At 67.8% G+C, this 13,916-nt stretch carries 13 protein-coding genes; 10 read left to right on the plus strand and 3 right to left on the minus strand.

Annotation, left to right across the window (positions count from 1 at the left end; translation table 11 throughout):
* Positions 1-276: 276 nt before the first annotated feature.
* On the minus strand, positions 277-1,089 hold the full coding sequence (locus FHR32_RS38560) for a phytanoyl-CoA dioxygenase family protein (RefSeq protein WP_184759387.1): 813 nt from the start codon (positions 1,087-1,089) through the stop codon (positions 277-279).
* Between the two features lie 295 nt (positions 1,090-1,384).
* Between FHR32_RS38560 and FHR32_RS38565 the strand changes: the two genes are divergently transcribed.
* The 4 genes from FHR32_RS38565 to FHR32_RS38580 all read left to right on the plus strand — a co-directional run bounded on the left by FHR32_RS38565 (position 1,385) and on the right by FHR32_RS38580 (position 4,750).
* Complete coding sequence (locus tag FHR32_RS38565) at positions 1,385-2,200, plus strand: HARBI1 family protein (protein ID WP_184756530.1); 816 nt, start codon at positions 1,385-1,387, stop codon at positions 2,198-2,200.
* Positions 2,201-2,261: 61 nt separating this feature from the next.
* Positions 2,262-2,669 (plus strand): transposase, encoded by a 408-nt coding sequence (locus FHR32_RS38570; RefSeq protein ID WP_184754033.1) that lies wholly within the window; start codon positions 2,262-2,264, stop codon positions 2,667-2,669.
* A gap of 29 nt (positions 2,670-2,698) precedes the next feature.
* On the plus strand, positions 2,699-3,706 hold the full coding sequence (locus FHR32_RS38575; protein WP_184759504.1) for an IS3 family transposase: 1,008 nt from the start codon (positions 2,699-2,701) through the stop codon (positions 3,704-3,706).
* A 198-nt stretch (positions 3,707-3,904) separates the two neighbouring features.
* On the plus strand, positions 3,905-4,750 hold the full coding sequence (locus FHR32_RS38580) for an IS5 family transposase (protein ID WP_184759388.1): 846 nt from the start codon (positions 3,905-3,907) through the stop codon (positions 4,748-4,750).
* A gap of 141 nt (positions 4,751-4,891) precedes the next feature.
* Here FHR32_RS38580 and FHR32_RS38585 read toward each other — a convergent pair whose 3' ends face one another.
* Positions 4,892-5,566 (minus strand): response regulator, encoded by a 675-nt coding sequence (locus FHR32_RS38585; RefSeq protein ID WP_184759389.1) that lies wholly within the window; start codon positions 5,564-5,566, stop codon positions 4,892-4,894.
* Positions 5,563-6,873, minus strand: a complete 1,311-nt coding sequence (locus tag FHR32_RS38590; protein WP_184759390.1) for a sensor histidine kinase — start codon at positions 6,871-6,873, stop codon at positions 5,563-5,565. Before FHR32_RS38590 ends, FHR32_RS38585 begins: the two co-directional genes overlap by 4 nt.
* Positions 6,874-7,018: 145 nt before the next feature.
* Here FHR32_RS38590 and FHR32_RS38595 point away from each other — a divergent pair, with 145 nt between their 5' ends.
* The 6 genes from FHR32_RS38595 (at position 7,019) to FHR32_RS38620 (ending at position 13,816) form a co-directional block, all read left to right on the plus strand.
* Complete coding sequence (locus FHR32_RS38595; protein WP_184759391.1) at positions 7,019-8,698, plus strand: alpha/beta fold hydrolase; 1,680 nt, start codon at positions 7,019-7,021, stop codon at positions 8,696-8,698.
* Between the two features lie 339 nt (positions 8,699-9,037).
* Positions 9,038-9,619 (plus strand): hypothetical protein, encoded by a 582-nt coding sequence (locus FHR32_RS38600; protein WP_184759392.1) that lies wholly within the window; start codon positions 9,038-9,040, stop codon positions 9,617-9,619.
* Positions 9,616-10,752 (plus strand): efflux RND transporter periplasmic adaptor subunit, encoded by a 1,137-nt coding sequence (locus FHR32_RS47010; protein ID WP_184759393.1) that lies wholly within the window; start codon positions 9,616-9,618, stop codon positions 10,750-10,752. Before FHR32_RS38600 ends, FHR32_RS47010 begins: the two co-directional genes overlap by 4 nt.
* 5 nt (positions 10,753-10,757) lie before the next feature.
* The gene (locus tag FHR32_RS38610) at positions 10,758-11,513 is read left to right on the plus strand and encodes an ABC transporter ATP-binding protein (protein WP_312882898.1); all 756 of its coding nucleotides are present in this window, start codon (positions 10,758-10,760) and stop codon (positions 11,511-11,513) included.
* Positions 11,510-12,706: an ABC transporter permease gene (locus FHR32_RS38615; RefSeq protein ID WP_184759395.1), complete on the plus strand. Its 1,197-nt coding sequence runs from the start codon at positions 11,510-11,512 to the stop codon at positions 12,704-12,706. Before FHR32_RS38610 ends, FHR32_RS38615 begins: the two co-directional genes overlap by 4 nt.
* A gap of 273 nt (positions 12,707-12,979) precedes the next feature.
* Positions 12,980-13,816 (plus strand): recombinase family protein, encoded by an 837-nt coding sequence (locus FHR32_RS38620; RefSeq protein ID WP_425584249.1) that lies wholly within the window; start codon positions 12,980-12,982, stop codon positions 13,814-13,816.
* Positions 13,817-13,916: the final 100 nt, after the last annotated feature.

The following is a 13,916-nucleotide window of genomic DNA, read 5'->3' on the forward strand; positions in this document are numbered from 1 at the left end:
GGCACCGCCCACCATGCGGACCCGACATTGGTGGCGTTCCTTGATTTCGGCCGTTGGTACTCGGGGAGTTGGTGAGACCTGCTCTGTGGATCTCCCCGTTCTTCGGGTGACGGTGTTCGGTCTCTTCGCGTGATCTTGTCCGGCATGTCGTCGTGAGGCTGGTGTGTTGTGGACAGCACTCGCCCGATGGTCGATAACGGCTGGCGCGGCGCTGCCGGACGTGCCGCTGCCCGGGCACTGGTTCTCCGCCCAGTTCTAGGAACGGATGAAGCATGTCTACCCGGCGCTGCAGTCGGTGTCGTCCCCGTCCGGACCGGGGGTGTCCTGTCCCAGGCCCCGACGGATCGCGATCTCCACGGGTGAGTACGCGCCGTCGGCCCGCTCCAGTTCGTACGGCGCGGCCGGCATCAGCGGCGGCTGGGCCATGAAGCGCGGCCGCACCCCATGGTGCGGTTGCGCCGCGTGCACCAGGAATGGATGGCACAGGAAGACGTCGCCCGGGGACCCGGTGGCGAGGGCGAGTGGCCGGTGGTCGGACGCCGCCACCAGATCGGGCGCAAGGGCCAGCCCGCTCGCCCCGTCCTCCCCGTACTTCTCCAGCACCTTCGGCACGTCGAGGTGTGAGCCGACCCGGATCCGGGTCGGGGCGTCCTCCTCACCGACCTCGCTGAACAGGAACAGCATCAGCAGCGCCCGGCCCCGGGAGCGCAGATTTGTGAAGTACCAGCTCTCGCCCTCCGGCAGATAGCTCCCCTCGATGTGCCAGCCCGCGTCGTCCGGCTCCTCCTCGTGCGGGAAGCGCAGTGGGAACGTGCCCAGCGAGTAGCGCGGCTCCCAGCATCCCGCGCCGACGAGCAGGTCGTACGCGCGCTGCAGGAACGGGGAGTTGGGTGCGGCGGCGAACGGCCCCTGCGCCATGCCGGCCACCCAGTGCACGGGCTGCGTCCACGTCGCTGGATCGTCCGGGTCGCAGCCCGTCTCTCGCCACAGCAGCCGCGCGCAGTCCGCGGCCACGCGCGGCGCGACGGCGCCCTCCAACTTCACGAAGCCGTCGCGGAGGAAGCGGGATACCAAGGTCGTGTCATCCATGCCCCCATCGTGCGGCGACACCGGTCCCGATCACCCGACATTTTCCGCACCGCCTTTGTCGGGTGTTCACCGAGCCCCTTCTTGCCCCTCTGAGACCGGAAAAATACGCGGGATTATTGAGACGTTGTCAGCAACGGTCGATGACCGTGTGTAGCCGATCACGGCGGGCGTGGGAGTGATCAAGTAGAGAAAAGCGTGAAGCCCCTGGTAGGGGTGGGTCTTGTCGAAGGATCCACCGCACCGCACACAAGGGCTTCACGTGACCTCCAGTATCACCTACACAGCCGAGTTGGACATGCCGCGCGAGGTTGTGCTGTTTCTGGCCGGGCTGTTGCGCGCCGAGCGGGTACGGCGCCGCACCCGCGCGGGCACTCGGGCGCTGGGCGAGTTCAAGCAGGCCGTTCTGATCATCCGCTGGCTGGTGGACGGCGCTCGGATCGCCCGGCCGGCCGCCGATAACGCCATCTCGCACGCGACCTGTGATCGGTACGTCGAAGAAGGGGTCACCGTATTGAAGGCCCAGGCGCCGACGCTACAGGAGGCGCTCACGGCGGCGAAGGCCGCCGGCTACACCCGCCTGCATCTGGATGGCACGCTGATCGAAACCGACCGCTGCCGCGCCCTGGGCCCGAACGGCGCCGACCTGTGGTGGAGTGGAAAACACAAGCAGCACGGCGGCAACATTCAGGTCCTGTCCAGCCCCGGCGGCGACCCGCTGTGGACTTCTGAGGTACGGCCCGGTCGTGAACACGATCTCACCTGTGCCCGCCTGCACGGCCTCCTCGACCCGCTGGCCAAGGCCGCCGAGGACGGGCTGATCACGTTGGCCGACCTCGGCTACGTCGATGCGGGTATGGGGTTTCGCCTGCCGTACAAGAGGTCTCGGGGTGGCACACTCACCGACGATCAGATCCAGTACAACAAGGTCCACGGTGCGCTCCGAGCCCTCGCCGAACGAGCGAACGCCCAGCTCAAGATGCGGTTCAAGGCACTGCGGAACGTCAGCAAGTGCCCTTGGAAGATCGGCGGTATCGTCGCCGCGGCGCTCGTCCTCTTCCACCGGGAGCAAGCTCACAAGCAGCTGTCACCCAGCGTGAACGCCGGTTGCTGACAATGACTCAGTGACGATGACCTTCGCTGATCAGGCCGCCATGACGGGGCAAAATGGTCACGTGACCGATAAGCGGCCGAGCCGGCCGGTGCGCCGGACGTTCACCGCGGCCTACAAGACGCGGATCCTCGCGGCCTACGACGCGCTGCCCGAGGGCAGCCCCGAACGCGGTGCCCTGCTGCGCACCGAGAAGCTGTACCACTCGCATATCGAGCACTGGCGCAAGCAGCAAGACAACGGAACCCTGGCCGCGTCGACCGGTAAACCGAAGAAGGACGCCGAATCGGAGGAGTTGGCCCGGCTGCGGGCCGAGAACAAGAAGCTCAAGGCGGACGCGGCCAAACTCGCGGCGCGAAACGACAAACTCGCCGGTGAACTCGGAAAGACCAGGACAGCGCTGGACATCGCGGGAAAAGCATTCGCGCTGCTGGAGAACATCTCAAGCAGCGCGGACTCCGACGAGAGCTGAACCAGGCCCTCGATGAGTATTTCCCCGGCCTGGAAGCCGCCGTCGGCACGCAGCACGCGTGCCGGATCCTCGGGAGATCCCGCGCCGGCGTGTATCGGAAACGCCATCCCCGGCCGCGCGTGGCGCGTGAGCGCACGCCGTTTCATCATCCGGCCGAGTTGTCGCAGGAAGAACGCGCGCACGTGCTGGCGGTGCTGGACTCGCCCCGGTTCGTCGACCGGTCCCCGGGCCAGGTGTGGGCGATCCTGCTGGATGAGGGCACCTACCTGTGCTCGCAGGCCACCATGTACCGGCTCCTTCGCGAACGCGGCTCCTCCGGCGAGCGCCGCGCCCAGGCCGTCCATCCGGCGAAGAAGAAACCCGAACTGGAAGCCGACGGGCCGAACCAGGTGTGGTCCTGGGATATCACGAAACTGAAAGGACCTTCGCGCGGCGTCTACTATCTCCTGTACGTCATCATCGATATCTTCTCCCGTAAAACCGTCTGGTGGGAGATCTGTCCGACGGAAACAGGAACCCTTGCCAGAGAGTTCATCGAGCACGCCATTGAGGCCAATGGTGGGATTGCCCCGGGCGCGATTCACGCCGACCGCGGCACGTCGATGACGTCGAATACCGTCTCCGGCCTGCTCGCGTTGCTGGGGATCGATCAGTCCCATTCACGGCCGCGCGTGTCCAACGACAACCCGTACTCGGAAGCGCAGTTCAAGACGCTCAAATATTGTCCCGCGTTTCCTGGAACGTTCGGGTCCATCGAAGATGCCAACGTCTTTTGCGGCCAGTTCTTCCGATATTACAATAACGAACACCGCCATTCCGGTATCGGAATGCACACCCCGGCGTCCGTGCACGACGGCTCCGCGGCCGAGATCCACGCCAAACGGGTCGCCACCTTGAACGCGGCCTTCCTGGCCCACCCCGAGCGGTTCCGCGGTCGTCGGCCCTGCCCGCCGCCGCTGCCCACCCGAGTGTGGATCAACAAGCCATCCACGACCCTCCAGACCGAGACCTCAGTACAAACACCGCAAGTAGCCTGATGTCTCAATCAGTTTGACAGCTTCCGGAGCGGTAGGGGCGGATCGTGTGGATCACGGCCTTTGGAGGGCGGCTGCACCCTCAGCATGGCGAGAGATTGCCCCGATATCTGTCCTGGTTTCCGTCTGATCTCGGGGTTGGATGGACGCGCCCGATCCTGCGGTGCTTGCCTTCTCCCCGAGATCGGCTACCACGGTAGGGTGACCCCACGCCGCCCCTACCCGTCTGACCTGTCCGACGCCCGCTGGGCGCTGATCGAGCCGACCCTCACCGCCTGGCGCGTCAAGCGGCTGGAGGCCCGCCGGCAGGCGGGGATCGTCGCCGACCCGACCACCAGCCTGCGCGATGTCATGGACGCGATCCTCTACGTCAATCGTACGGGCATCGCCTGGAAATACCTGCCCCATGACTTCCCACCCCACGGCACGGTCTACTCCTACTTCTCCACCTGGACCAAAGAGGGCATCTTCGACCGGCTCGGCATCGAGTTGACCGGGTTGGTCCGCGCCAAGGAGGGTCGCGCTGCCGAGCCGACCGCCTGCGTGATCGACAGCCAGAGCGTGAAGACCTCCATGAACGTGCCCGTGGCAACCCAAGGAATCGACGCCGGGAAGAAGATCGTCGGGAGGAAGCGGGGCATCCTGACCGACACCCTCGGTCTGATTCTCGCCGTCATGGTGACGGCGGCCTGCGTCTCCGACAACGCCATCGGCAAGACCCTGCTCACCCAGGCCCACACCACCTACCCAACGCTCAGCAAAGCCTGGGTCGATACCGGGTTCAAGAACGCCGCCGTCGAGCACGGCGCCAGACTGGGTATCGATGTCGAGGTCGTCCCCCGCCGCTCCGATAAGCCCGGCTTCCACGTAGTCAAGCGCCGATGGGTTGTTGAGCGGACCTTGGGCTGGCTCATGCTCCATCGCCGACTTGCTCGAGATTACGAGACCCGCACCGACCATGCCGCTGCCATGATCCGCATCGCCTCGATCGATCTGCTCACCCGACGCCTGACCGGCGAAACCACCCAAGCCTGGCGAGACGCATAACCGACGATCAACAGCGAACTTCACTCATCAGACGCTCTCTGAGAGCGGCGGCGGGTGAGATTCCCGCCGCCGACTCACCTGCTGGTTTGCCGTGGTGTGAATGGCGAACCCAAATCGCCTCAGCCACTCGTCCTTGCGGATTTATGGTCGCTCGGCGGTTCCGGCACGCACCAGACCGCATTCGTAGGCGTGGACGACGGCCTGTACGCGGTCACGCAGGCCGAGCTTGGACAGTACCCGGCTGACGTGTGTCTTGACGGTGCCCTCGGACAGGTAGAGGCGTCCGGCGATCTCGGCGTTTGACAGGCCGCGGGCGATGAGCCCCAGCACCTCGCGTTCGCGTTCGGTCAGGACGTTCAGGTCGGCGGTGGACGTAACCTGTGCGGACGCGGTGCCGACGTACCGTTCGAGGAGCCGGCGGGTCGCGCTCGGCGCCACGACCGCGTCGCCGCGCGCCACCATGCGGATGGCCGAGAGCAGGTCGGGCGCGAGTGTGTCCTTGAGTAGGAAGCCGCTCGCGCCGGCCTGGAGCGCGGCGTAGACGTACTCGTCGAGGTCGAAGGTCGTCAGGATCAGCACCCGGGTCCGGCCGACGTCGCCGCGGGCGCAGATGAGGCGGGTCGCGTCGACGCCATCGACCTCGGGCATCCGGACATCCATCAGTACGATGTGCGGCTGCAGTTCGAGCGCTATCGCCGCGGCCTCAGCGCCGTTACCTGCCTCACCGACCACCTGCATGTCCTCCGCGTTTTCCAGGATCATACGGAAGCCGGTGCGAACCAGCGCCTGGTCATCGGCGAGGAGTATGCGGATCATGCATCGCGTCCTTGGATCGGAAGAGCCGCCCGAACGACGAACCCGCTGCGGGGCCCGGGCCCGGTGGCGAGTCGGCCATCGAGCAACCTTACGCGCTCACGCATGCCCCGCAGCCCGTTGCCGCCGCCATCGTTCCCGGCCAGGCCCTGCCCGTCGTCGCTGACCTCGATGCCGACCTCCGCTTCGCCGTACGAGAGGACCACGTCCGCCTTCGCACCCGTACCGGCGTGTTTCATCGTGTTCGTCAGCGCCTCCTGCACGATGCGATACGCCGATAGGTCAACGGTCGACGGCAGTGCCGTGGGGGTGCCTTCGACGTGCAGCCGGACCGGCGTGCCTGCCCTTCTCACCTGGGTGAGCAGCGTGGACAGTTGCGCGAGCCTGGGCTGCGGGTGCCACGCGTCGTCCACCTCGCCCACCGCGGCGAGCACTCTGCGCATGTCGGCGAGGGAGTCGCGTCCGGTTTTGACGATCGCCTCCAGCGCGGTCCGGGTGTCGGCGGGCCTGTTGTCCAGCGCGGCGGCGCCGCCCTGTGCCTGGATCACCATCACCGACAAGCCGTGCGCAACGACGTCGTGCAACTCCCGGCTGATCCGCCCGCGCTCGGCGGCCACCGCGAGGACCGCCTGCTGGTCCCGTTCCCGTTCGAGATCCTGAGCATGCGCGTGCAGCTCGTCGAGGTACGCCCGGCGGCTGCGCGAGCCGGAGCCGATAGCCCAGGAGGCGACCAGGGCGGATCCGAGCACGGGAAGGCCGCTCCAGGCGTTCCACGCCTGCCGGCCGACCATGCGGACCCCTTCGGCCCCGGCCGGCGGGGCGGTGACCGGACCTACCGGAAGGGTGGTCGCCGCGTGGAACGCTTCCGGGAGCCCGCGTGCTGGACTCGTGGCGAGCGCGTAGTACAGGCTCCAGCCCGTGGCGAGCAGCAGCAGGCCGGCCAGTGCCGCGAGTGAAACGGCCCGGCCGTAGCGGGCGGCGACGGTGCACAGCAGGATCGGCACGCCCAGATCAACGATCATGAGGGGCATGGCCTGGGCCACGTGCGTCACGGCGGATAGCGTGCAGACGGCGAGCATCGGCAACGGCCGGCGCCGACGGAGCGCTACGCCGGCTACGGCGAACGTGGTCGCGACCCACCAGAGCACGATCTGCCCATCATCGGCTGGGTTGCCGGCCATCTGCCGCACGATGGCGTTCGGGTCGTTCACCAGTGCGCAGATCGTGAGTATCGCGAACGCCGGTGCCGCGTCCTGCAACACGGGTCGGTGCGACCAGATACGGAGGGTGACGGCCAGCTGCTGTGTCATGACCATGCGAGCCTACGGCTCGACCGGATGCCGCCGCGTCCATCGCAAGGCAGATTCTGCGGGGCCGGGATACATCTCAAGACAGATGTGACCGTGTGCCCGGAGGCAGACGCGGGTACGGCGCGGCCGGCAGCAGGGTGATCACATGAATCAATATGAACCCCCGGCGGACCGGGCGGTGGGCCGACGGGCCACCTCGACGGTAGCCGTGGTCACCATCGCGCTGGCATCGCTGGTCGCCGGTTCGCCTGCCGCGACGGCGGCAGGAAATACCAAGTCGGAGGTCAAGTGGCAGGCCTGTCCTGCCTACTCCGACGATGTGCTGCGGGCCCGCGGCATCACCGACCAGCGGATGTCGGAGTTCCGCGCCCTGATGAGCCGTACGGAGTGTGGAACGGTCGGCGTTCCGCTGGACTACCGCAAGCCGGACGGCCGGCAGATCACCGTCGCGGTCACCCGGCTCAAGGCCGCGGACCGGGCGCGCCGGCTAGGCAGTATCGCGCTCAATCCGGGCGGGCCGGGTGGTAGCGGATACCTCATGCCCATCGACACCACCATGCGCAACAAGGCGGCCGCGCGGCTCAACGACCGGTACGACCTGATCGGCTTCGATCCTCGCGGCGTCGGCTACAGCACCAAGATCGACTGCCTGCCCTCGGGCCCGGGCGGGGGCGAGCCGGGGCCGGGCCCGGGTGAGGGCGAGCCGGGGCCGGGCCCGGGCGGGGGCGAGCCGGGGCCGGGCCCGGGTGAGGGCGAGCCGCCCCCGGGCCCGGGTGAGGGCGAGCCGGGGCCGCTGACCGAGGAGGCGGCCAAGCTCATCTATGACCGCGACGTGGCCAAGAACAACGCCTGCGGGCGGTCCGATCCCGCCTTCCTCGGTCAGCTCACCACGGTGAACGTGGCCCGCGACCTTGATCGAGTGCGGATCGCACTGGGCGAGAAGAAGTGGAACTTCCTCGGCGTGTCCTGGGGCACCCGGCTCGGAGTGGTCTATCGCAGTTCCTTCCCCGGCAAGGTGAATCGCATGTTCTTGGACAGCGTGGTGAGTCCGCGGTACAGCGTGGACGATTTTGTGGTGGCCACCGCCGCGGCTGCCGAGCGCAACTTCTCGCGCATGTCGGCATGGATCGCGCTGCACCACGACACCTACGGCCTCGGTATCACCCAGAAGCAGGTGCGGGCCGCGGTTCTGGAACTCCGCCAGAAGTACGACGCGAACCCGAAGAAGTTCACCGATTTGAGGATGGCCGTCGACGGTGCGGTGGTCGCCAGGCTGGCCATGCAGGACTCGCCGGAGTGGCTGCAGGTCGGCAAGGCGCTCAAGGAGCTGCAAGCCGCGACCGGTTCTATCGCGCCGCCCACCGTCAAGGAGATCCTCGACAGAGGCTCGATCGGCATGGTGCCCGGCTCACCGGAAGTTCAAAACGCGACGATGAGACAGGCGGTCGCCTGCAACGAGGACCCCAGCCGGATCGGCTTCTCCGCCGCCTGGGCCGCGTACCAGCGGCTCCTTGAGCAGAACCCGGTGACCGGCCGGGCCAGCAGGTTCTTCGTCGAATGCGCCGGTTGGCCGCTGCCGGTGCAAAAAATGCCGGTACACCGTACCGGAGGGTCGCTGGTGCTGTCCGGACACCGCTACGAAGCCGGAACCCCCTACGAGTGGACGACCCAGATGAAATCCGCCATCGGCGGCACGGTTTTCACTGTCAACGACGACGTGCACGGGTCGGTCCTGAAGGAGCAGGGCTGCGCCGCCAAGCTGGTGACGTACTTCACCACGGGCCGAATCGATCATGGCTGCGACGGTGTTCCCGCGGCGTCGTAGAAACCGGCTGACGGTGAGCCAACTGCGCCTGACCGCAGACTTCCGGACCTGACCCCACGGTCCTCGGGGAGCGGGCAGGCCACCGCCTGGTTGCTGGGGAGGCACCACGCGTCTCGCCCCAGCGACCGGCGTGCTCCGTCAACGGCTCCTGATCGCCGGAGGATCAGGTCGGTGAAGGCGTGCCCGGCTAGCTGATCATCGAGCTTGGCCGGCGTCGCGGCCTCCGTGACCGCCCAGGACTCGTGTGAATCGCAACACCTCCACCCAGGCCTGTTCGACATGACCACAACCAAGACCACACGCACCGAAGCCGGTGCTCGCTCACAGATGGAGAACGAGATGGAAGCCATCATCTTCCGGACAAGGCGCGTGTGCCGGACCAGCGCGATGGCCGTCCTGCTGACGACCGTTGCGCTGGTCTCCGGGGCCTGCTCCAGCGGCGACGAACCGGGCAGGACCGTGGCGTCCGTGACACCCGGGGGTGGTTCGACCTCCGCCGCCACGCAGGCCGCCCAGGGGAAGGCCGACATTCTGGCCTATGCCAAGTGCATGCGCGAGAACGGCATGCCCGACTTCCCGGACCCGCAGCCCGGAGGCGGCCTCGGCCTGCCGCCCGGGGTCGACCCCAACTCCCCGGAGTTCAAGAAGACGGAGGACAAGTGCAGGCACTTCATGGGGCCCGACCAGGAGAAGAGGGACGGGGAGCAGACGTGGCCCTCGGCGGAGAAGCTCAAATACGCCCAGTGCATGCGTGACAACGGCGTGCCGAAGTTCCCGGACCCCGATGCGCAAGGCGGATTCAAATTCAAAGAGGGTGGCCCTGTCGACCCCCAATCGCCGCAGTTCAAGAAGGCGGAGGCCGTCTGCGCGAAGTACCAGCCGCAGAACATCGCGAGGACGGGTCCCGGGAGCGGGCCGTGAATGCTCCGCGGATCTCGATGGGAGACGCGGAGGTCAGCCCGTCCGGTGGGAAGCGCCGACGGCGGCGCGGACAGGTGGCAGCGGTCGTCGTGGCGGTCCTGGCCTTGGCAGGTGCGGGGATCGCCCTCACGGATCCGTTCGGCGCCCAGACCAAGACGGCGCCGGTCGAAAGCACCGCTGCCACCGGGCTGGCGCAGGTGACCAAGGGAGCTCTGTCGGCTCGGACCCTGGAGAACGGGACGCTGGGCTATGCGGGTGACTACCAGGTGGTCAACAAGGCCAGTGGCACGGTCACCAAGCTGCCGGCGATCGGCCAGACGGTCGGTCAGGGCAAGGCGCTGTATCGGGTGGACGGCAAGCCGGTGATCCTGCTGCGGGGTGCCTACACGTCGGCCTACCGGGATCTGTCGTGGGGGATGGAGGGTGTCGACGTCAAACAACTGAACGCCGCGCTCGTCACCCTCGGATATGCCACCAAGGACGAGATCGACCCCGATTCGAACTACTTCGGCCGACAGACCTACTACGCACTCACCGAGCTGCAGGATGACGTGGGCCTGGCCGAGACCGGGCAACTGCCGCTCGGGCAGGCGGTGTTCCTGCCGGCCGAACAGATCAGGGTCACCAAGGTCAGCGCGGTACGCGGTGGCTCGGTGGCGCCCGGATCCGTGGTTCTGCAGGCCTCTTCGACGGCCCGGCAGGTCACTGTCGCGCTGAGCGCGAGCCAGCAGTCCGACGTCGCGGTCGGTGACAAGGTGACCATCTCGCTGCCCAACGGCAGGACCACCCCGGGCGTGGTGTCGTCGGTGGGGAAAGTGGCGACGAAGGCGGACGACAGCACGACCGTCGAGGTGCAGATCAGACCGTCCAAGCCGAAGGCGACCGGCCGGCTCGATCAGGCGCCGGTGCAGGTGTCCATCGTGTCCGAGACGGTGAAGGACGTGCTGTCGGTGCCGGTGAACGCGCTGCTGGCGCTGGCCGGCGGCGGGTACGCCGCGGAGGTCGTCGAGGCCGGCGGCGCGCACCGGCTGATCCCGGTGGAGACGGGGCTGTTCGACGACAGCGCGGGCATGGTCGAGGTCACCGGTGAGGGGCTGGCGGCCGGCCAGAACGTCGTGGTGCCGGCCTCATGACCGGCGTGGACGCGGAAACAAGCGTGGCCGGTGGCCGGCACACCGGTGAGCCGGTCCTGCAGTTGGACGAGGTGACCAAGATCTACCCCGGAGCTTCCCCGGTGGTGGCGCTGGACAAGGCAGGCTTCACCATCCGCTGGGGTGAGTTGGTGGCGATCGTGGGCCCGTCGGGTTCGGGCAAATCGACGCTGCTGCAGGTGATGGGCACCCTGGACCGTCCCACCTCGGGGACGGTCCGGATCGTCGGGGACGACGTCGCCAAGATGTCGGACCGGGCGCTGGCGCGGTTGCGGGCGACCCGGATCGGGTTCGTATTCCAGCAGTTCTTCCTGGCCGAGCACGCCACCGCCCTGGAGAACGTCGCCGACGGGATGCTGTATTCGGGGGTCAGGCACGGTGCGCGGATACGGGCCGCGGCTGCGGCGCTGGCCCGGGTCGGGCTCGGCCACCGGCTCGACCACCGTCCGCCGCAGCTGTCGGGGGGCGAGCGGCAGCGGGTCGCGATCGCTCGGGCCCTGGTCAGCAATCCGGCGATCGTGCTGGCCGACGAGCCCACCGGCAACCTCGACAGCGTCTCCGGAGCTGCGATCTTCAAGCTGCTCAAGGAACTCAACGCCGAGGGCGCCACCATCATCATGATCACCCACGACCGTGAACTGGCCGCACGACTGCCGCGCCGCATCGAGGTCCTCGACGGCCGTATCGTCGCCGACGTCACCGCGGCGGAGCAGCCTCTGCCCACCGGAAGGCACCTGCCATGACCACCACGGCTCTCGGCCGGCTGCATCCGGCCGACCTGGCCCGGACCGCTGTTGCGGGGCTGCGCACCAGGCGGATGCGGGCCGCACTGTCGGCGCTGGGCATCGCCATCGGCGTCGCGGCGATGGTGGCGGTGATGGGGCTGTCCGCCTCCTCCCAGGCGGGACTGCTGGCCGAGATCGACAAGCTGGGCACCAACCTGCTGACGGTCAGCCCGGGCCAGATCCTGGGCGGCGGGGGCGCCAAGCTCCCGTTCGGCGCTCCGGGGATGATCGCTCGGATCGGCCCGGTCGAAACGGTCCAGCACACCGGCAAGACCAAGGCTAACGCCTTTCGCAGCCCGTACATCCCGAGCATCAACACCAATGCCCTTACGGTCAACGCCGCGAGCCTGGACCTGCCCGCCGCGGTGCGCACGACCGTCGCCCAGGGCAGCTACCTCAACGCCGCCACCGCCGAGCAGCCGGTCGCCGTGCTCGGTTCGGCCGCCGCCACCCGGCTGGGCATCGCCCGGATCCACTCGGGGATGCGCGTCTGGGTCGGCGGGCAGTGGTTCTATGTCGCGGGGATCCTCAATCCCGCAACCCTGACGCCCGAGATCGACTCCTCGGTGCTGGTCGGCTACCCGGCCGCGCAGAAGTACCTGCACTTCGACGGCCACCCGTCCACCATCTACGTGCGGGCCCAGACCGACCAGGTCCAAGACGTCCAAAAGGTGCTGGCCGCAACAGCCAACCCGAAGAACGCCAACGAGGTCAGCGTCAGCCGGCCCTCGGCCGCTCTGGTGGCCCGCGTCGCGGTCCAGTCCGCGCTGAACGGCCTCTTCCTCGGGCTCGGCGCGGTGGCCCTGCTCGTCGGCGGCATCGGCGTCGCCAACACCATGGTCATCTCGGTGCTCGAACGCCGCTCCGAGATCGGGCTCCGGCGCGCGCTCGGCGCCACCAAGGGCAACATCCGCCTGCAGTTCCTGGCCGAGGCGATCCTGCTCGCCGCAATCGGCGGCGCCGCCGGGGTGGCGATGGGAACGATCGCCACGGCCATCTACGCCAACGTCAAAGGCTGGGCCACGGTGGTTCCGCCGCTCGCCTGGGCAGGCGGACTCGGTGCGGCCATCGCCATCGGCGCCGTCGCCGGCCTGCTCCCCGCACTCCGCGCCGCACGCATGCAGCCCACCGAGGCCCTCCGGGCCTCCTGAAGGGGTCTCGGTAGTAATCGCGGAAAATCCAACGGATATCGCTGACCAGCGTCGACGTGGAGCCCTCGGGCAAGGTCAGCAGCATCCTCGGCCCGGCCCACCGCACCCACCAACCGGCACACCAACCTGCGGTGCCCTCACATCAGAGCAGGTCAGGGGCACATCTGTTGGATTTTCCGCGATTACTACCGGGACCCGTAAGCGAATCGAGACCTTAGTCATAGGGGTCCAGGTTCACCGCAGGTCAGAGGCAACTTCGTTGGAAATTTCTTCATTACTACCGGGACCCCGCAATGCGACGTCCCCGCCGGCAGCGCCTGCCGCACCCGCGCCGGGAAGACCGCCGCGAAGTACCACACCGCACGGTTCATCCTCGTGCCCTCGCTACGGGACGAACTCACCGCGCCCGTCCCCGCCTACCGCGGACCGGGCAAGAAGTGGACACAGGGCCCCGATGTCGCCCCGGCGAAGCCGGAAACGAACGGGACGCCGATCCGGATCGGCTACGCCCGCTGCTCCACCGCCACCCAGGAACTGCAAAGCCAGCTCGACGCCCTCGCGGCCGCGCACTGCACACGGGTTTTCTCCGAGAAGATCAGCACCCGCATCAAGATCCGCCCCGAACTGGAGAAAGCACTCACCCTCGCCCACGAGATCAAGACCGCCGCCCCGGACCAGCCGGTCGTCCTCACCGTGCACGAGATGAAACGCCTCGCCCGCAACGCCGCCGAGCTGATGACCCTCTCCTCCCTGCTACAAGGCGGCGGGGTGCAACTGGAGCTGCTCACCGGACCCCTGACCGGGATCTACGACCCGCACGGCATGGGCCCCATGCTCTTCGCCGTACTCGCCGTCACCGCCCAGCTCGACCGCGACTACATCCGCGAGAAAACCCTCGAAGGCCAGCAAGCCGCCGCCACACGCGGCAACCACGGCGGCCGACCCAAGGTGATCGACGAGGACGACGTGCTCTTCGCCCGCGCACTATGCGAGAAAGGCACCCCGATGCCCGACATCGTGAAAAAACTGACCATCAAAACCGGCAAGAACGCCGGCCAGCACCCCTCAGTCGCCTCGCTCTACCGCGCCCTCGCCGACAACGACGCCTGACCAGCAGCTTCGGGAGCTCATTGCCCCTTTCGCTCGTATCCCGGCGATCCCCCATGTACGCACCTATGTCACGCACACCCCCGATTCCGATACGCTCACC

Source organism: Streptosporangium album, from assembly GCF_014203795.1.
Taxonomy (GTDB): Bacteria; Actinomycetota; Actinomycetes; order Streptosporangiales; family Streptosporangiaceae; genus Streptosporangium; species Streptosporangium album.